The sequence below is a fragment of the Enterococcus avium genome, from assembly GCF_002891025.1.
GTDB lineage: Bacteria > Bacillota > Bacilli > Lactobacillales > Enterococcaceae > Enterococcus_A > Enterococcus_A avium.
Map to the genome: position 1 here is coordinate 2177341 of NZ_NBSL01000002.1, position 20671 is coordinate 2198011.

The window sequence follows — 20671 nt, forward strand, 5'->3', positions numbered from 1 at the left end:
TTTATTTTCCTCCCCTTACTTTGATCGGTCGAAAATGTAGAAATACTCCTGTCATCCCAATTACAAAAAGTGTAGCAGAAGCGATTAAGATGATCCGCATGGCTTTGGTTCCACCAGTAAACGGTAAATCGATTTGTCCCTTGTCTGCGACATGAACAACAGCCACATAATTATACTGTGGTACATTTACATGGATTGGATCTTTTAATAATTCAAATCCAGCCGGTGCTTTTGTTTCAACGATTGTATAATCACCTGGTGGAAGAGTAACATCAAACTCTAACCAACCATTTTTACCAGTTACTTGAACAGTGCCAATTTTATCAGCCTCTTTTGGATTATCACTTTTTCCTTTGTAAAGCTGAAATTCAGCACCGGCTAATGCGGTAGTAGTGAGTGCTTCAATTTCTGCATCACTCAGTTTTCCATCCCCATTGGCATCAATAACCGTGCCCTCTTCATATTTAAAGAGTTTTATCCGTGAGAGACGTGCCAATCCAGCATTGACATCCGTAATGTGATGAACCTTATCCGTTCCAGTTAGTAACGTTGGTAGATCTTTCAGCACTGGATGCGTATATTCGGGTGTCTTGAAGTCATCTGGATCGGCTTTGGAATTCAATTTCGGATCACTGCCGACTAATTTCTTCGTCACAATAGCGACTTTTTTCGTAACAACAATATCACCTAAAATGAACTCTGCTAGATAATCCCCTTCAGGAAGATTTAAAAATGTATACTTCCCATCTGCTCCAGTTTTTATCTTTGAGTTCCCAGAACTATCAATGAAATCTTCCCCCGTCAAACTTTGTTTTACGAGTTGCTTCTTATAGCCACCATCTTCTAGGCTAGTACGGTACAGCTTCACAGCAATATCTTTAACCGGATCAGTTGGTTTCCCATTTGAATTCTGATCCATTAATCCATCATAATTATCGTCATACCAGACATACCCTGTCAGATCACGACCGTATACTCTAGTCCACACTGGCTGTGAATCAACCGGAAGTTCTAATAAGGAATCCATTGAAGCTCTATTGACGAGTACATCACCAGCCAATTGATTTTTTGGTCGAATTTTTATTGTTAATTCAAGTGTATTTCCTACAGCTACTTCTGGATGTGATACTAAAAAAGCTTTTGCATTTTTTACAGCAGTTATGTTCGTCGTTCCAGGAGTGTACGCCGTCCAGCCAGAAATATCATTCGGTTTACTTGTGTCACTAATTTGCGTATTTGTAAATGTGATTTTGGCTTTTGTATCAGCTACTTTCTTACCATTAACATCTTCTTCCTCTATTTTTACCTCTTCAACCGTGTAGTTTCCATTGAACTTGGTTCCACGAGAATCGCCATCATACGGCAACACATCAAGTATTCTTGCATTCTTAATTGGGTCAATACTTTGATTAACTAATTTGACGTTATACGTAATCGAGTTATCAACTTTTACAGGATCGGTACTTTCTTTTACTTCTCCCACTTCAATAGACGGTTTATCAGCACTTTTACTAAGAACAACCTGTTGAATCAGATGTTCTATGAATGTATCTGTAGAGGATCGGAGTTCTTCCTTGGTTACATCCTTAACTTTGTCATTTCCTGTAGTCCACATTTCTCCAACAGTTTTAACAGTCAAATTGTCTGTATAGCCCGTATTCTTAAATGTCAACTTCGTAAAATCTGAAGTCGCTTTGAATTTAATTTCTATGAAATTTCCCGCATTAAGATCCTTTTTCTCATATTTCCAACGTAACATCTGTGTACCATCAGGATTATCAGTGACTATCGGTTCCCCATAATTCGATGACCCCACCTTATACGAAATTCCTTTAGGCAATGTTGTTTTTAACTCACCATCATACTTTACACTTCTGCTGCCTGATAAGACTCCGGTTACTGTGACGTCTATATCTTCAGAGCTATTGTAAACTTCCTTATTTACAATTGTATTAGTCGTAATATTGAACTTCTTAATGTAGGCTGAAGTAGCATGCCAGTAAGGAAATTTTACATTTACCGTAGCTACTCCATTTGAATCATACACAGTAGGTTTATACGTTTTAAAATTACCTGCACCTCCAGTAACTGAGTTAAGAAGTACAGCTCCATTTTTATCATTAAACTGACTTGTTTCAAATAGAGCAATAGGTTTTTCAGCTGGAGTTTTATCTCCAGGATTACCAATTACTTTTACAGGTATTCTCGGATTAGCAACCCACCGTTCAACTACTTTATCAATTTTCGCTACCGTCTCTACTGCAGATATTTTTCCTTTAGCCTTTGCTTCCGCTACAGTGTTGTACCATGCATAAATATTCTGCTCAGTATAATTATAATTATCTATATTCATTGTATAGGGGGCAGTCTGATCTAATTTTATTTTAGGGACACCATATCGATACTTCACACTGATATTATTACGATGGTCCGGTAGTGTGTTATTTAATATTTCTTTCGTGTCATCGTATTCAAATGTATCTGAGTCCCACATCAGTATTGCCTTTGATTCCTGACACGCAGGGGCAAAAGCTTGATTATAATTTGATAAATAAATAGTCTCTCCTTGATTTAAGCGAGCATCACCTAAGCTTTTATCCGTATTAGGATAATTTAGTTCTAAATTTATAAAATCACCTGGACTTAAATTATTCTCATCATTTGGTTTAGCAAAAAGCGGTCCCATAACATAGTCTCCAGCGGGAGTAATAGCATTTGGATACTTGATGCTACTAGTTTTATTAGTTTCATAACCATCATATTTTATATTGTCTACATATAATGTCATGTCATACCTAAACCAGCCTTGCGCTACTCCAACAGACTCTATTTTCGTTTTATCAAAAGAATAGATTAACTCTAGACTTGAAAAACTTTTATCTGTCGCGGATTGTATCCGATCGCCCTCCATATTGTACGTATACGGATTCAGAACACCCACATAATTTTTATTCGTGATAGGAGTTCCGTTTGCAGTTGTAGCAGTCTTGCTAAAATCTCCAGAATTGTAGACCCCAATTTTAGAAGCATCTCCAGATGGCTGTGACGTATAAATTTTTTCTGTTATCCCATTGGGAATACGAAGCGGTTTTTTGAAATCTCCTTCTTTAACACCAGCATTTTTTGTCCAATTAGCTTGAGTTCGATCATTAATTGCCGGCGCAATACCCACACACTCCATATTGGCAGTTTGACTAGGTGCCACATCACCTTCTTCTATCGTGTCTTTTCCGTTAATCCTAACTTTTTTCTGATATCTTCCTTTTTGCTTAATCGTATAAGTAATAGGACCTGTCGGAAATGTTGATCCCCTATAATCTCCAGTCTCAGTTCGTTCAGGAAGAGGTTGTAAAAATGTTGTTACCCCAACATCGTAAGCACTTACTTTAGCATTAGTACTACCTACTGTGCTTCCCCCTTTGATATCACCGGCAACTAATTTGACATTTACTGAGGGCCTTGCTGAAACCTTAACTTTTATCTTTCCGTTCTTTTTATTGTTGATTGGTTCAAAATCTTCACCATCATAAACTTTATTAAATGTTTCAACTTTTCCTGTTTCTGTATTCGTCGCATCAACAATTTCTAATTTGAATGATGGCGTCAGTTCAGTACCATGTTTTGCTCCATAAACATTCATGATGATCGGCACAAAAACTTGACCGGTATCAGTAATAATAGACTCCATTACCCCTCGAGAATATTGAGAGCCATCCCCGTTTTCAAAATACTCTCCATTTGAAATTTCCCCGTTATTTTTAGGAATTCCATTTTCCAAAGATACGGCTGTACCCAACTCGCCGATAACTCGATAGCGAATATTGGTGTATTTGGTAAGGGTACTAGTACTTTGAATAGAGAAGGATACTAAATAACTTACTTGATCAAAAGACCGGACTATACCATTTTCATCATCATCGTCATGTCCAGGCTCATTATCTGGATCATCAGTATTTACCCCGTCCCTTACCTCAAGTTTCACGTCTCTAATAATAATAGGAGTTTCTGCCTTGGTTTCTTTTGCTTTCACTTTACTTGCGCTTGAGTTAGTTAAATATTGAGGTTTCTTCAAAGAATCAGATGCTTTGTACTCATCCTTCAATAATTCATTTAAAGAAGATTTTGTTTTGACTGTTTCAACTGCCAGAATTCTATCGTAACTTTCTGGAGAACCTATCTTTGGTAATTCTGTAGTTTCATTAGTAGTTTCTGTCTTGGAGTCGATAGCTTCTTCTTTAGGAGCTTCTTGTTTCGCTTTTTGCGTTTCTTCTTCCGAATTTGAATCCTTAATAGGCTGCCCTGCTTCTGATTGTTCTATTACCTGTTCGCCTATTTCTGAAGAAGCGGTTGTTTTTGTACCTGATGTTTGTTTCTTACTTTGATTTGCCTCATTTGCTTTTTTTACAGAAGCTTTCTCCATGTTCTTTTTTTCAGTAGATTCATTCACTTTACTTATCTGGTCAGAGCTTTTAGATAGACCTTTAAAAATAAGAAGTGTTTGCTCTACTTCTGGCTTTTCTACATTTAAAACAGAGACCTCTGTTTTATCATTTGTACTTCTATTCACCTTTAATTGTTGCTTATGTTCTTTTTCTAATAGGAAGAAGAGTGACTTTTTGTTTCCTTCACTATTGACTACTTGAAATCCGCTAAATTTCTTTGGTGTTTCTTCATTATCATCTAACTCATCAAGTTCTTTTATGAGTTCTTTTCTATCAAATTCTGTCGATGAATACTCTTCTATATCTATTTTTTCTTTTTTGTTGTTCAATAATTCTATAGAAATCGATTCATCATATGGAATTTCAAGAAGGACTTTCTTTTTCGCTTCAAGAGTTAATTCAACTGTTTCCTTTTCTGACTCAAGCTCACCTGTTGTCACTTCTCTCCCATCAATTGATATATTGACCAGACTTTCTTTATTCGATGCGCTTAAGAGATCACCTGAAAAAACTTGCAGAATTAGTATTCCAATCAGAAATATTATAGGAAGAAGGATGGTGACCATTTTATTTGCTTTAAAGTTTTTTCGCATCGTCTTCCTTTCCTTTCCTCATTACCATCCAATTGATGGTGTATCTATACTCCATTGAATCGTTACTAAAGAGGTATAACTCCATCCTTAGTAACGATCTTTTATCAGATAAATATATTCTTAAACTGCGCGACGTTTTTTATCAATGGCAATTGCTGCTGTACCGATTGTGATAGCTCCAATTGCGATGATGATCGTTAACATTGTTCCTGTACCACCGGTGAATGGTAGTTTGGTTTGCGATTTATTTTCTACATGAACTTTTACATCTTCTGGTTTCAATTTGATTTTTACGCTAATTGGATCTTTCAATAATTCAAAACCATCTGGTGATTTTGTCTCCACTAACCAATATTCACGTTCAATTTTTGAATGCTCCCACGTTGGTTCATCTTTATCTTGTTTCTTATTACCATTAGCATCCGTGTACCAATCAAGTTCCAATCCGTTGAATTGAGCATGTCCATTCTCATCTGTTGTATCTTTTAGGAAAGTCACACCAGTTGGTAAAGTATCTGCGGCACCAAAATCATCAGTATCTTTTTTGTATGTTTTTCCATCTGATGCTAAGAATCGACCTTGGTCGGCATTTTCTTTACTTGTGGCAATATAAAACTCCGCACCTGCTAATTTTTTCGTAGAATCTTCTTCCGTTTTATCAATCGTAAATCCACCATCGAAATATTCTGGATTATCTTTAGGAGTATCAGTTACAGGTTTTGACCCAGGGATTAGATAGCCATAATCAAATTCATTTTCGATAGCGCCATTGAAATCAATATCGGTATGGGTATGGTAGATAACACGAATATCACTGTAGTTTCCTTCAAGTTTTTCCATACCCGCTTCTTCTAAATCTACACGGATATCAATTGGTGCACCATTTGCATTTGTAATTGGACTTGCAGTTGCTTTGGTGCCATTCTTGGTCACCGAATAATCCGTATTGAAAACTAACTTATCCCATGTTTTGGTTGTAGAATTATAAGCCTCTACTTCCACATTATCTAAGTGAAGTTCTTTAACAAGTTCATCATGAATATAGAATTCATTCGCATAAACTTTAGTTCCTGCCGATACATTAATGTCAGGTAATTTATTTCCATCTTTGTCATATACATTCGTAATCGTTTGATCTTCTTGTGCCTGGAAATATAAATTTGTAGGTAGCTTCACTGTTGCTTCCCATTGAAAAGGCTGTCCAGCTTTAATCGAGTACCCTTTTTGTCCTTCAACTGTTTTGTCCCCTGATGAATCGTTAACAATATTTTTAGGATAAACGTGTACATCGTAAATCAATTCTTTTTCATTGTCGCGTTTTGTTTGTGGCAAATACGCAAAGAATGGTGCCATCGGTGTAGACACTTTTGTCTTCACACCATCTTTCATATACCAGTAATCTCCATTCTCATCTGGAACTTCACGAACTAAGTAGATTCCATCGGCTTCTTTACCAGTTCCTACGTTAAAAGTTAGTTTACCGTCAGCACCAGTTTCACCAGTTTTCGCTTTAAAAGTAGGGTCAATAGTATAATCGTTTGTAGCACCTTCTTTTTGTTTGGTTGGATCATCTAACTTAACGTAATCTCCAGTGGCATTTTTATTAGGGATGACACGAACAATTTCAAATTCCACGCCTTCCATCAAAACTTTATCCTTCAGTTTAGGATCATTAGGATCTAACATTTCCCCATTATCACGATCTTTTAAATCTGCCGAACTTTTGATTTCATATTTCCAAAGTGTGATTGTACGATCAGATGTGTCGTCTGAAATAGCATTCGTACTTACATATGGAACATCTGGTGTTGCATACGCGATTGAACCTAAACCTGCTCCCGCTGATCCAACCATCGTCAGTACACCCAAAGTCATTGCCGCTTTACCTATCCATCTTTTATTCATAATTAACTCCTTTTCTTTTTCCTTTTTTTGGTAAAATTAGTTAAAATAAATGAATAACGAAAAATTGATTGCCGTCATTTTCGATCCACTTATCTTCACTTAGACAAAGTAATCTTTTGTTTGTGTCTAAGTTGCTTACTATTGAAAACTGTGTATGTCTGTCCTTCGATAAACATACCTCCCTTCAAAAAGTAATTCGTTAATTTTTTTCATTACAAAGTTCAGGATGCCGCAATAATTCCCTGAAATACTTCTTAGTCTTCCAAAAAACTAGATGTTCTCTAGAAAAGCTGATAAGGATGGGATATTTTACCTAGCTTGACGACGAATGACGGCGAATGATTTTAAGTTGCATTAGTCCAACGTTTATAAATTTATAAATACATGTAGGTATTTCAAAGAGAATATCGTGCCCTACTTATGAAAGCGTTTTCTTAGATAAAGAAAAAAAGCCCTCCATACAGGTTTTGTTCTAATTTTTTTCTAATTTAAATTCATTCTAGCTAATCATTTTCTCCATTTTTGAGATTACGTGAATTCGCTGTTCCATTAATGCATGTACATACGTATCCAATGTCATTTGGGTGGAGGAATGACCCAAAAGTGCGCTCACAGACGAAACATCTCCCTTCGCCTCTAAGCATCGGGTCGCAAAAGTATGGCGTAATTGATGAAAATGAATATTAGGTAAGTTTGCTTTCTTTCGGATTTGATGAAAATGGTATGTAAGCAATCGTGGTTCACAAGGGTGACCGTTCGTCGAGAAAACGAATGACGTTTTTGATTGCTTACGGTGCTTCAGTAACAATTTTTTTAGCGCCTTTCCTATGGGAATCATTCTAATGGAAGAGTCTGTTTTTGATTCTGTAAAAATTAATCTGCTCTTATCATGTGTATGTAATGCCCCTATACGTTGATACGTATGGCTTACGTGAATCAATCCTGAATCAAAATCAATGTCTTCCCACTTTAAAGCTGCGATCTCCCCAATTCTCATACCTGAATGTAAAGCTAACAGAACGGGCAGCCCCCGATTTGTTTTCTCCTTTTTGGCAATTGACATAAGTTGTGATTGCTCCGAACGTGTTAATGCGTTCGTTCTTTTTCGTTTGATTTTCGGCAATTGTATTTCAGAGAATGGGTTTGTTATTATCTTCCCAATTTTTTTTGCATGATTTAAGCACTTATTAATAATTCTGAAAATAACTTGTATTGTTGATTTGCTAAGCTTATGTTGAAGTTCTATTAAAAGTGACTTACCGTGTTCCCCTGTGAGTTCATTTAATGGAATCTCTTTGATTTTCGGAAACACGTATTTTTTTAGCTTGTAGAAATAACTTGAAAAAGTAGAAGGTCTTACCTCTCTTTGTATTTCTCCTAACCATTGAACAGCCCATTCCTCGAATGTTTCATTTGAAACACCGTGCGTTTGTTGAAGTGTGCTGTAATGCACTCTAAGTGGAAACATTTTCTGCCTTACTTCTGTATAGGTTTTTCCATAAACATATCCATATTTAATCCTTCCATCAATTTTTCTTCCTTTGGGATATCTTCCTTCCCAGCGTCCATCCTTTCGTAAATAAATATTTTCACCTTTACGCATTTCTACGTCCTCCTTTTTTGACGGCTTTACAGACGGCTCATTTTTGAGTTTTTTTCTAATTTATGTTTAAGACAACTGATAAAAATCCAATATCCAGCTAAAAAAATTATCTTTTTCAAAAACAATAATTATTTTAGTAAATCGTATTGCCTAATAATAATGATTAATATATAATTGTTTTCGTGAACAGCTTTGATATAGCTAACAAATAAGTTAATTTGTTTCATAACAAACAAAACTCTTTCTAGTTTTTTGGAAGACTAAGAAATTTTTGTTTGTTACTCTATTATTTTCAGTCTTCAATAAAATATAATTTTTATTGATGTTATTATTTACATTCATGAATATCACTATCTCGACACTAAAATCCGTAGATTCTTCTGGACATAAAAATAGAAAACAAAGAGCTCGCTGAAGCGTAAGTAACCTACACTTCAGCGAGCTCTTTGTTTTTCACTTCTTCGGTCCCTGTCAAACTTCTTTAACTACTTCTTCGTCTACCTTATACTTTACTCAACTTTATATTTTAACGATCTTTTTAGATAATCGGTCATCTTGCGAAAAAACCATCTCCAATTCAGACCCACGAATCTTTAAAACACACTATTCAAAAGTGCAACAATCTATGATTTTGCACTTAGATTAGGCCTGTCGCACTTCAGTAAAATCGCTATATTGTTGATTGAAATCTTTATTTTTTCAGATTTTCTAAACTCTTAGTTTCTTTAGCCAGCATCCACCTCCTCTTCCTTTTTATCACTATATCCAATAAAAAGAATCAGATGACACTTATAAACTATTCGGTCCCTTTTCTGTCCTATTTGGTTAAAAAAGCTGCTTAAGTTCTTTGATTTTATTACGCGATACCAAACAAGTACCGCCATTTTTAAGTAGTATTATGCGACGTTTTTTATCAACATTCTGAATCTTAGAACGATTGACTAGGTACGATTGATGAGTTCTGATAAAGCCTGAAGATAGACGCTCCTCGAGCTGAGTCAAATTCCCATGGAACTCGATATATTGATCAGAGGTAATTAATGCAACGTTATGCTTTTTATAGCTTGTCTCAAAATACTCAATCGTATCAACTGGTACATGCAAGATACGCGAAGCACTCTCCACAGTGAACATTTCTCTTTCTTCCAACGATTCATTGCCTAATAAATTTTGAATCGTTAATAGCGCCTTTTTGAGGTGCTGCTTTAGTCGGGCTGGATTATCTTTTAAAATATAATCCAGTGCTTCTAATTGATAAGAAAAGGTTTCTGGTAATAATTCATTATGGGTGGTTATGTAAATTAAAAATCCTCTAGAATCTAATTTACGAATTTCTTTCCCTAATTCAAAACCGTTTATTGATTCTTTAGGAAACTCAATATCTAAAAAATAGATACCTTTAGTCCGCTGATTTTTCAAACATTGAAGTAATTCCTCAGGGGATTTCGTAGCTAATACAACCTTAAAATCAAATTCCTCAATCATAATAATATTTCTGATACTTTCTTCTAGCTGATTCAGTATTTCCGGTTGATCTTCACAAATATAAATTGGAACCATAGAGAATCACTCCTTCTTGATCGTTAATGTCTGAATAAATTGATCATTTTGTATGTTAACCTCATTTAAAATGTGGGGATATCTTGCCAATATTTTTCTAACATTTGTAAGTCCAAATCCTCGGTTTTTACCTTTTGTTGAAAAATTTGTTTGTACCAATTCATGTAATGCAACCTTATGCCCATTTGGATTTTTTATACGAATAACAAAAGATTTTTCATCTTGCATTATCACTATCTTTTGCATGGTTCGATTAAGCTCAAGTACAGCTTCGATTGCATTATCCAAAAAAATTCCCATGACCCTTACTAAGTCACTAGATTCCATTGGAAAGTTTTTAAAAATATCTGTTATCTCTAAATGTATTGAAATACCTTTCGACTCTGCTTCTGCTAATTTACTAATTAGCAATCCTTTAATCTCAGTATTTTCTATAAGTAATAACTGATTTTGCCGTTTTAATTTCTCTTCTATCTGATGATCGAGTTGAAAAAATTTATTTGACAGGAATGTCTGAATTTCCTTCGTATTTCCTTGACTTGCATGCAAATAAATTCCTGTAAGCATATTTTTATAATCATGATGGACACTCCTGATTTCCCTTTGAACCTCTTCCATTTGTTTCAAATAATTTTGCTGCTGAATTAGCATAAGCTGGGTATTTTCCCACTTCTTTTTCTGATCAATTGTCAGAGTCCACAAACCAAAAATAATTAGTACAATCAAATAGATTAACGACAGCAACCATGAATGAACTTGCCGATCGGAATTATTTAAAAAGAAGCGGGAATATACAAATAATTCACTCAAAAAAAATAAACCTGTAAACATCAACATAAATACAGGATAATCAAAGATCCTTTTGATGGTTGATACTGTCTGGCTTCTTCTCGCTGCATAACAAACAATGATTGCTATTCCTACTTGAAAAAAACAGAGGGAAATCCCTACAAACATAGTTGCTAATCGAGACAAACTTTGGATATAGCCAAAAGAAAAATTTAATAGTATATACCTAAAAACAGCTAAAATTGCTTCGGAGATTGTTTGAATAAATAGATTCTGAGCGTAATTTATCATTGGATAAAATGTTCGAATTAATAAATAGCCACTGATAAATTGAATTACGAGAATAATACTGTACACAAAAAAACCAACCTGAGTTCCATTCACTAAGTCAACTAAAGAGACTGAGGAAATCAATAGTGAAAATAGAAAAGTATTACAAAAAAAATAAATCGAATGCCTTTCTAAAAGAAATACGTGCTCTAAAAATAAATTTGTTAAAAATAAAGTAAATAAATTAATTAATATTAAAGAGAATAAATTTGTTAAATAAACAATTGCCAGATATTCCATAAAACCTCCCATAATAATAAATAAAATCAATATATTTTTGTCAAGTATATAATATTTAAATTAACAAGTAAAAGCATCTTTTAATTTCTATTATTTGAAATCAAAAGTCAAAAGCTACTTATTTTCGAGCATCTATAATATTCCAAAATACTTTTAGAATATTCAAAAAGATGCAAAAAAAAGCTAACAGAGTATCTCATGTATGAGACGCTCTATTAGCTTTTTTAGACTTCAATAATTTTCGGCTGATGCTTAACATAAGGCAAAAATTTATCTAATACATCACTGGTCTTCAATTTCAAATACCCTGTCGTTGTGCCATCGCTGCAGCCGTAATATTCTTGATCACAGACATCCTTATCCAGAACTAGCTGAACCTTCTTGGCTTCTTCCAGCAACGTACTAAAGATTGTTGCCGCACCGATTTTTGTTCCTAACATTTCAGCCATCTGCTCTGCTGAGGCAAATGAAACTCGAGCAATTTCCAACGCCTGACTGAATTCCTTCGATTTGAAGGGCTTGTCGCCACAGGTGACGAATAGATAAAAATTTGTTTTTTGCCGATTACATAAGAACAAGGTTTTCACCATATCCATCTCTAAACGTTCATTAATTTGCTGGCAATCCTCCATCGTGATGACTTCATCTGTCTCCACTCGCTGAAACGCCATATCTAATTCTTGCAGGACCTGATAGACTTTTTCCTGCAATGGTGTACTGTATATTTCTGGTACTGATGTATAGGCTTCACTGACTAATACCATTTTACTCACTCCTTTTTTCTAACCTGTAAATTTTGGCAGCTTGTCATTTGTGTACGCTGTCTTCTTCTATTGAATAGTTACTAGCAGTAATTTATCATAGAAATAAGGATTACAAAAACGAATTTTTAGCATCTTTAATATGATGAAAACAGATGCAATAAATGCTTATTCACATATCAGTTCAAATGGATAGGAGAATTCAATCATGGATATGAACATTCAGAAATACATCGCTTTTGTTAAAACCGTTGAACTAGGCAGCTTCACTAAAGCGGCTAAAATTTTAAACTACTCTCAATCGGGGATCAGTCGAATGATTCATGATCTCGAGCAAGAATGGGGAATTGCTTTGTTGGAGCGTAATCGCGCGGGCCTTCGGTTAACGTCTGATGGGATGAATGTGTTGCCTTATGCAAAGGAGCTGGCGGAAAAATATCAAACCTTGCAAAATCAGCTGGCAGAGCTGGGGCATTTAGACACAGGTCTGATCCGTATCGGGACATTTTCGAGTGTGGCTACTCATTGGCTGCCTGAAGCGATCGAAACGTTTCAAAAGGACTATCCTAAGATTGATTTTGAATTATTATTGGGAGATTACGAAGAAATCGAACAGTGGATCTTAGAGGGGCGCGTTGATTTCGGCTTTTCACGATTACCTGCGTCCCATAATTTGGAGCAAAGATTTCTCCATGACGATGAGCAGCTGGTCGTTTTGCCGCAGGGGCATCCTTTTTTGGCTAAAGAAAAAGTCCATGTGACCGATCTAAAAGCGCAGCCTTTTATTCTACTAGAACGTGAAGGAACCTCTGACGTCACTGAATTATTAGCAAAAGCACAGGTTTCACCACAAATAAAATTTCGCACATGGGATGATTATTCGATTTTGGCAATGGTAGAGAAAAATTTAGGGATTAGTATTTTACCCAAATTGATTCTGCAACGAATCGCTTTTCAAGTCGAGACTAGACCGTTCGTTCATCCGGTCTTTCGTAAAGTCGGAGTTCTTTATCGTAACAAGTCCTTGCTCTCGTTAGCTAGTCGAGAATTCTTGAAGCTATACTTAGATTTTTAAGCTAACTCGGACTTATTTTTTCTTGCGATCGTTCAATGAATCACAATTTTTTCAAATTTTATGGTTTTTCTATTTCGTTTATTGTTATAATTATAAGAAAAAGACCTACGGGAGGATTTATGGCACAGATTATTTTTTATATTTTAATTGGACTGATGATCTTTCAAGCAATCATGCTTGTGCGTGATGTTGTGACCCATCGCGATGATTTAGGTCCAGGAAATTGGCTAATTAGCGGAATTATTGGCTTTATTGCAGATTTTGCAGATACGATTGGAATTGGGAGTTTTGCACTCACTACCATGATGTTAAATGTTACGAAACAAAATACGGATGATCGAAAATTACCTGGGATTTTAAATGTTGGGCACGCGATCCCTGTCTTGACTGAAGCTGTGATTTTCGTCACAGTTATCAAAGTTGATGCGTTGACTTTAGTCGCTTTAATCTTAGCGGCGATCGTCGGCTCTTGGTTCGGATCAAGATATGTTACTAAGCTATCCGAAACAGCGGTTCAGAAATGGATTGGTTGGGCATTATTGATTACAGCGATTTTGATGTTGCTACGTCAAACGGAAGTCATTGCCTTATTGGGTAAAGGAAATACCGCGATGGGATTAAGCGGGGTGAAATTAGGCATCGGTATCATCGGCAACTTCTTATTCGGTGCCTTGATGACGGTTGGTGTTGGGCTATATGCGCCATGTATGGCGATGGTCTACATGCTAGGAATGACACCATTAGCTGCTTTTCCGATCATGATGTGTTCATGCGCGGGACTTCAACCAGTCGCTAGTATCAACTTCATTCGTGAAAAAGCTTATTCTAGAAAAATTGCCTTGGCGATCACGATCGGCGGGATTCCCGGAGTTATCATCGCGTCACAATTTTTGATGAACTTAGACATTTCAATGGTCACTTATTTAGTTATTGTTATTATTTTCTATACAGGTATTCAATACATTCTAAAATCACGGAAAACGGCAGCGGCTTAAATCGCTCTGTTTATCAAAAAATGGCTTTGTACCAATATTGGTACGAAGCCATTTTATTTTTCTATGCGGCTTTCACCCTTATGAAAGGCCTTGACCTTTTCCAAAATGAATAAGACACCCACCAAAACCAAAATCGAGATAGATAATAACAAAGAATTCGTCCCGTTTCCGTGAGCCAGTAATAGCTCTCGCAGGATGGCGGTAATACTGATTAAAATCAGGTAACGTACAGGAATATGATGCCCTTCCTTGATGTAACGCAGCAGCATCAATATGACTTCCAATAAAATGAACAGCGTCGCGATTTCATCAATCAAGAGGGTCAATTCCGATACATTATTCAATGGAATCACGTGCATGATCATATTGATGATGCCTTCCCCCATGACAATGACAACAACAATTATCAATACAGCTAATAATATATCCACGACCGTACTGATCGCTTTTTCGAATTTTAAAAAATAATTCTCCTTCATCGTACGTCCTCCGTTTGATTTCTATCTAAATTATAGCAACTCTCAAAACGAATCAGAAGGAATACGCACTTAAAAAAACTCCGCCAACTCGCTCAGTAGCTTACTAAGAGCGAGTTGACGGAGCTTATTTTATTATGAATGTAATTTCGCTTCTCTGGCTAAAGCTAAACAGCCAATTGTTCCGGCATTATTACCAAGCTTTGGTGTCACAATATAATCTTCTAATTCAGGTGTTTTTACATAATCATTCACTAATTCTTTGAAACGCGCGCGAACCTTTTTAACTAAATGCTCCTGCTGCATCACACCACCGCCGAAGATGATCACATCTGGTGAGAACATCAAGGTCGTATTGTAGGCACATTGTGCGATGTAATCCGCTTCGATGTCCCAATAAGGATCGTCTTCGCTTAAGTCCTGACCTTTACGTCCTAAGCGTTTTTCAATCGCAGGACCTGCCGCCATTCCTTCTAAACAATGTCCGTGGAAAGGACAGCTGCCTTCAAAATTATCTTCCGGGTTGCGACTGACTAGTACATGCCCCATTTCCGGATGGCTGAAGCCTTCAATAAAATTGCCTTTTTGCAACGCGCCGCCGCCGATGCCAGTACCGATCGTATAATACACGACACTGTTGACACCATCGCCGCGACCCTTCACGTATTCGCCGTAGCAAGCCGCATTCACATCGGTCGTCCAGGCGATCGGTAAGTCAAACTCTTTTTTCATAGTGCCGACAAAATCAAAATTCTGCCAAGCTAGTTTCGGTGTTGAAGTAATGTAACCATAGGTTTTTGAATCGCGATGAATATCGATCGGTCCGAATGAACCTACGCCGATACTGACTAATTGCTCTTCATACTGCTTGAAGAAGCTGATCACTAATGCCATCGTCTCTTCTGGAGTAGTCGTCGGATAACTGACCCGCTCCACGATTTCCAGATCATTATTTCCCACTGCACAAACAAATTTTGTTCCGCCGGCCTCGATCCCGCCAAATAATTTTTCCACTAAGCTTCACTCACAATCATTTAGATTTATTCAACATACAAGGTCACGAATTTCGCGTGCCCGATGTCCTCGAGTTCTATTGTATCATTAATTATTGGTAGCGGTTCCTTTGTTTTTTCTTTCAAATCAACTTTTTCCGCAATTTTGATTTCATGCTTGAAGGTGATCGTTGCGTATCCCTCTTCAATAAGCAAACCATTATACAACCGAATAATATAGCCCGGGCGATCTTCGGCTTTTTTCAAAACACTCAGCGTCAGATTTCCTGTAATCTCAAAAAGGCTGAATTCAGCGGGTAGCGTAGGTTCGACATCACCTAGCGTAAAGATCAGACGCGAGTTTAAGAATTCCGCGTATTGATACAGTTCTATCGGAGTCACAGCTTGTTTGGCAAGTTGAGCTACGTTGGCTTGATCAAAGCCTTGCGCAAAGTAAGCAACCGAAAAATCAAAGCTCATCGTCTTATGACATTGCGCGTCTGGGGTGGCGATCACCGTTTCGCCTGATGCCCTTCCAGGACGATACATCAGATTTTCTTTCCCCATGAAGCCATAGGTCCGGAAAATCGTTAAGCGAATTGTGTCATAGTCCTCACCAACGATTTCATATTCCCGCACTCCTTTTGGCATCACTGCAACGCCATGCGTCTCATCGAATAAACCGACAAAAGACTGGCAGGTTTCGATGGCGATCGGCTGTTCATTCCATTGCTCTTTGTTGGCTTCCCATAGAGCCATTTCTTTTTCAAAAACAACTGGACGCTGCAACGTGCCGAATTGCTGATCAGCGATCGAGAATTTCGAGGTGATCCCAGTATCAAACAAAACACAGACCCGATGACTATCCACGGCTTGATTGTCCACCGTCAAATTGAAATCAATGATCGGCGAATTTTTCTTCAAGACTAATTCAAGAACGATCGGTAATTCCGCTGTCGCCTGTTTCTCAGACCGTTCACTCAAGTTTTGAGGAACCTTCAACAAGAATTCTAAACGTACCGATTGATAAATATCGGATTGTTGGATCGTGATTTTAGGGTCAACATCAGTCGATGAAATCGTCCAATCCTTAACTGGCGGCGAATAATTGAAGGAGTCGCCATCATCGCCATTTTCCTCAATGATTCCTTGATTCTTGTAGAGAATATCATTGGCCTTGTCCAAAATATCGAGTGAGCCATTCGGGTTGATCGTGATTTGATAATACTCATTTTCGATCATCGTATTCGAAGCGGCTTGTAAGGGTGCACTGCTATCGCCTTTTAGATCGATCGTCAACTGGGTATAGCCAATGCTTGGTACCGTGGTCGTTTCGATCGCGACTTTGGCTTTATAGACTTTTTCCGGCAAATAGATTTCTTTGACGGAATTCAAGATATTCCCTTGGTTCAGAACATATTCCGTCTGATCGATCATTTCTAAGATCGTATAAGGCAAGGAATTCCCCGCTTGATCGAGGATCGCAAACGTCTTTTGCGGCAGATAAACCTCGGCTTCGATCACTCCTTCACGCGCAGTGTCGTAGGTATTAAACAGCGTAAACGTGATTTCTTGTGCCTGCGGATTATTGATGGCGGTTGAGATTTGGCGTAATGTTAATTCTACTAGGTTCATCGAAATATCTCGCGCTTGTTTGTAGCGCATATAGACATCCTCATTAGTAGTATCAGATACACACGAGCCGATCGAATCGTGTGCCGCATTCTCAAACATCAGCTTCCAGATTTCCTTGACTGTTTCTACGGGATATTCAAAGCCTAATTGCAGCGCCATCGTCAACACTGGCTCCATCACATTTACCAGATAATGCTGAATTTGCGTATTCAGTGCCTTCAAGTCCGGCCGTGAAGAGAAAATCGTTTTGTGGATACGCATCAACTTTCCGTTGATCAGCTCACCGGCAACTTCTTCTAATTCCGGATGGCGTTCTTTGACTGCCGCGATGTATTTTTCAATCGTTGAAAATTGCAGCTCATATTCCCCTTGGTAAAGCTCATTCATTTGTTCGACTAACTCCGGCAGATTTTCTCTCACCGGTGCTTGGTCAAAGCCATTCGGAAAATAAACCTGATCCGTTGCACTGCGACCCCACGTCGTTTTAAAAGGCTCTTGATGCAGGAACTCGGCTAAATCTGCTTCCCGCTCAGGAATCGCTCCGCCAATGTAATAGCCGCTGGGGATCTGATACACGTTCACAACGGAGCCGTCTTCCCCGCGCCAAGTGTATTCCGTATGTGCCACATCATCATCACTCACCCCGCGCCAAAACATCGTATCGCTGATCCCAAACTCGCGATAAATCTGCGGCATGCTGGTTGCTTGTCCGAAGGAATCCGGTACGTAACCAACATTCATGTAGTCCCCGAACTCTTCACAAATCTTCATGCCATACAGCATATTGCGGACAATGCTTTCGCCTGAAATCACCAGCTGATCGGTTTGCGTATACCAAGGACCAATAATCAGCTTGCCCTGCTGAACCAGCGTTCTAATTCGCGCTTGATCCTGCGGACGCCATTTCAAGTAATCATCCAATAACGAAGCCTGTCCGTCTAAAATAAAACTATCGTAAGGATTATCCTTCTCTAGCTGCTCTAAAACTTTTTTTAAATCATGCATCAAGTAAATTTTTGATCGGCTGGTGGTGAAATACCATTCGCGATCCCAATGACTGTGGGGTACAACGTGTACTGTTTTTTTCATGTAAAAATTCCTCTCGTTTGATTAAAATAGGCACTCAACGATCTGCATCGTCAGTGCCTATTAATTTTTTGTCTAGTTTAGCGAACTAACTTTTTTTTGCTAATTTTCAAAGCTAATATCAATATCTTCTAATTCAACTTCATCCGTTTGTTCTTCCTGTTTATTGAAGTTAACGAATAATGGTGCGACAAAGCCGATGAAAGCTGCTCCGACGAATAGACCAATCAGATACGCCCAGCCATTCCCAACTGTGAAGAAGCCGTAAATCCCTCCTACAGGCGGCATTTTTGCGTACATACCAAGCGCAATTCCTAAACCAGAAGCAATCGCTCCGCCGAGCATATTGATGGGAACCAAACGTAATGGATTAACCAACGTAAAAGGAATAGCACCTTCTGTAATTCCGATGAAACCCATGATAAAATTGTTGCGACCGGCATCTAATAGTTCGTTGTTAAAACGTTTTTTGTGGAATAAAGTAGCCAAGGCATAACCAAATGGAACCGCACAGATCGCTACGTTAACGATAATCGCTGGCAAGTAAACACCTTCTGCTAATAAGACATTTCCGGCCATCCATGCTGCTTTATTCACTGGTCCGCCTAAGTCAGACCCGATCATTGCGCCCATGATCATAGCCAGCAAGATCTTGTTCACATCGTTTTCGATCATAGTACGAATCCAATCAACGAGACTAGTATTAATCCATGCTAACGGTTCCGATAAAAGTGCCCCCATAACGATCGCCACAGACATGGTCGCGATCAACGGTAAGATGACTAACGGCATCACGCCTGAGAATGATTCTGGTAATTTGATTTTTTCCTTCGACCATTTCACTAAGTAACCAGCTAAGAAACCAGCGATTACCGCACCAAGAAAACCGGCATTTGTACTTGAAGCAACGGCACCGCCGATAAACCCTGCACCTAATGCAGCCTTATCGCCGATGGAATAAGCAATAAATCCGGCTAATACAGTGTTGATCAAGCCAATCCCAGTCCAACCAACTTGTTCAATCAAATAAAGTGCATGTTTGAAGCCTTCTGCTTCTGCATATGGATCTAAACTCGTTATCCCCATGCCAAGGGCGATCATTTTCGGGATCGCAACGACTAGGGAAGCACCAATAATCAACGGCAGTACAAAACTGATCCCACTCATTAAGTGGCCCTTTAAATCTGCTAGAACTTTCTTCATCATTCTTGCTCCTTTTCTTTAATTTGCTTGTCTTTGCTGAACAGCAGCGATACATTTCTTCAAAACAGCCTCTGGTGCCTTGATACAAGTATTGATATTCACGCGCAGCTGCGGTTTTCCTTCAAATCGTTCCAGTCCCTCCACCTTTTGATCGGTTGCCAACAGTAAAAAATCAGCCTCTTTTGCTTCTTCTGTACTAATCTTATTGACTTGTCCTAATGAGCCCTGTTGTTCGATTTTTACATCGTAGCCCATTTTCGCACCGGCCTTTTCTAAGGCTTTGGCGGCCATAGGTGTGTGTGCCAAGCCTGCTGGACACGCGGAAATTCCTACTATTTTCATTTGATCCTCTCTCCAATCATTTCTTTTTTGATCAATTCGACTAATTGTGTTTTATCTTCTGATCGTTGAATCTGCTGGATAAACGTCTCTTCTAATAAAGCCGTCGCCAACCGACTCAGCATTTCTAGATGAACAGTTCCTTCATCTTCTTTGGGAACCATTAGGGCAAAAACATTTTTCACCGTGGAATCATCAAAAGTCTCCCATTCGATCTCCTGTTTCAAGCGAATGAATAAAACAGTCGGCTTCAAAACGGTTTTCGCTTTCGCATGCGGGATTGCAAAGCCATCCTGCAAGCCAGTCGAATATTCTGCTTCACGTTCGATAAAAGCTTCGCAGGTCTCAGCCGCATTTGCGACAAATCCCAAATCATAGGCATAATTCGCAATGACTTCAAATAGTTCTTCCTTCGAAGCGACCGCTACATCCAAAAGGATTGTTGATTCGTTAAAGTCCATATCGGAAGCCCCTTTCTTAATTGTTTAGTTTTTGATTCATGTAACGTTTCGCTTTACACGTTTAATTTACGAGTTCTGGGCCTTTGTGTAAACACTTCCAATTTCCAACTAATTTGGCAATCATTAGTAAAGCGTTTTCCAAAGAGATTGCCAACTCTTTTGGAAAAATCCAGTACGACGGAACGA

General features: G+C 38.0%; 14 protein-coding genes. 2 read left to right on the forward strand and 12 right to left on the reverse strand.

Going from position 1 to position 20671, the window contains the following annotated elements:
* Position 1: 1 nt before the first annotated feature.
* The 6 genes from AUF14_RS22795 to AUF14_RS11060 form a co-directional block, all read right to left on the reverse strand.
* Positions 2-5035 (reverse strand): SpaA isopeptide-forming pilin-related protein, encoded by a 5034-nt coding sequence (locus AUF14_RS22795; protein ID WP_049222141.1) that lies wholly within the window; start codon positions 5033-5035, stop codon positions 2-4.
* Positions 5036-5155: 120 nt separating this feature from the next.
* On the reverse strand, positions 5156-6940 hold the full coding sequence (locus tag AUF14_RS11040) for a SpaH/EbpB family LPXTG-anchored major pilin (protein WP_049222142.1): 1785 nt from the start codon (positions 6938-6940) through the stop codon (positions 5156-5158).
* A 499-nt stretch (positions 6941-7439) separates the two neighbouring features.
* Positions 7440-8543: a tyrosine-type recombinase/integrase gene (locus AUF14_RS11045; protein WP_049222143.1), complete on the reverse strand. Its 1104-nt coding sequence runs from the start codon at positions 8541-8543 to the stop codon at positions 7440-7442.
* A gap of 825 nt (positions 8544-9368) precedes the next feature.
* Positions 9369-10103, reverse strand: coding sequence for a LytR/AlgR family response regulator transcription factor (locus AUF14_RS11050; RefSeq protein ID WP_048719017.1), 735 nt, complete (start codon positions 10101-10103; stop codon positions 9369-9371).
* Between the two features lie 6 nt (positions 10104-10109).
* Entirely contained in the window at positions 10110-11462 is a 1353-nt protein-coding gene (locus tag AUF14_RS11055) for a sensor histidine kinase (RefSeq protein ID WP_185968652.1), read from the reverse strand.
* A gap of 224 nt (positions 11463-11686) precedes the next feature.
* On the reverse strand, positions 11687-12226 hold the full coding sequence (locus tag AUF14_RS11060; RefSeq protein WP_049222146.1) for a prolyl-tRNA synthetase associated domain-containing protein: 540 nt from the start codon (positions 12224-12226) through the stop codon (positions 11687-11689).
* 205 nt (positions 12227-12431) lie between these two features.
* On the opposite strand from AUF14_RS11060, the gene AUF14_RS11065 reads away from it, so the two are divergent.
* Both AUF14_RS11065 and AUF14_RS11070 read left to right on the forward strand, forming a co-directional pair.
* Positions 12432-13298, forward strand: coding sequence for a LysR family transcriptional regulator (locus tag AUF14_RS11065; RefSeq protein ID WP_049222148.1), 867 nt, complete (start codon positions 12432-12434; stop codon positions 13296-13298).
* 119 nt (positions 13299-13417) lie between these two features.
* Entirely contained in the window at positions 13418-14293 is an 876-nt protein-coding gene (locus AUF14_RS11070) for a sulfite exporter TauE/SafE family protein (protein ID WP_049222149.1), read from the forward strand.
* Between the two features lie 53 nt (positions 14294-14346).
* Here AUF14_RS11070 and AUF14_RS11075 read toward each other — a convergent pair whose 3' ends face one another.
* From AUF14_RS11075 to AUF14_RS11100, 6 genes are all read right to left on the reverse strand, one after another.
* Positions 14347-14772 carry a phosphate-starvation-inducible PsiE family protein gene (locus AUF14_RS11075; protein WP_016179755.1) on the reverse strand — a complete coding sequence of 142 codons (426 nt, stop codon included), beginning with the start codon at positions 14770-14772 and terminating at the stop codon, positions 14347-14349.
* 132 nt (positions 14773-14904) lie between these two features.
* Entirely contained in the window at positions 14905-15783 is an 879-nt protein-coding gene (gene scrK / locus AUF14_RS11080) for a fructokinase ScrK (RefSeq protein WP_049222151.1), read from the reverse strand.
* A 26-nt stretch (positions 15784-15809) separates the two neighbouring features.
* Positions 15810-18485, reverse strand: coding sequence for a mannosylglycerate hydrolase (gene mngB / locus AUF14_RS11085; RefSeq protein WP_049222153.1), 2676 nt, complete (start codon positions 18483-18485; stop codon positions 15810-15812).
* A gap of 99 nt (positions 18486-18584) precedes the next feature.
* A complete protein-coding gene (locus AUF14_RS11090; protein ID WP_049222154.1) occupies positions 18585-19685 on the reverse strand; it encodes a PTS fructose transporter subunit IIC in 1101 nt (366 codons plus the stop codon).
* Between the two features lie 18 nt (positions 19686-19703).
* On the reverse strand, positions 19704-20027 hold the full coding sequence (locus AUF14_RS11095) for a PTS fructose transporter subunit IIB (protein WP_016179751.1): 324 nt from the start codon (positions 20025-20027) through the stop codon (positions 19704-19706).
* Entirely contained in the window at positions 20024-20485 is a 462-nt protein-coding gene (locus AUF14_RS11100) for a PTS sugar transporter subunit IIA (RefSeq protein WP_049222155.1), read from the reverse strand. Before AUF14_RS11100 ends, AUF14_RS11095 begins: the two co-directional genes overlap by 4 nt.
* Positions 20486-20671 lie beyond the last annotated feature (186 nt).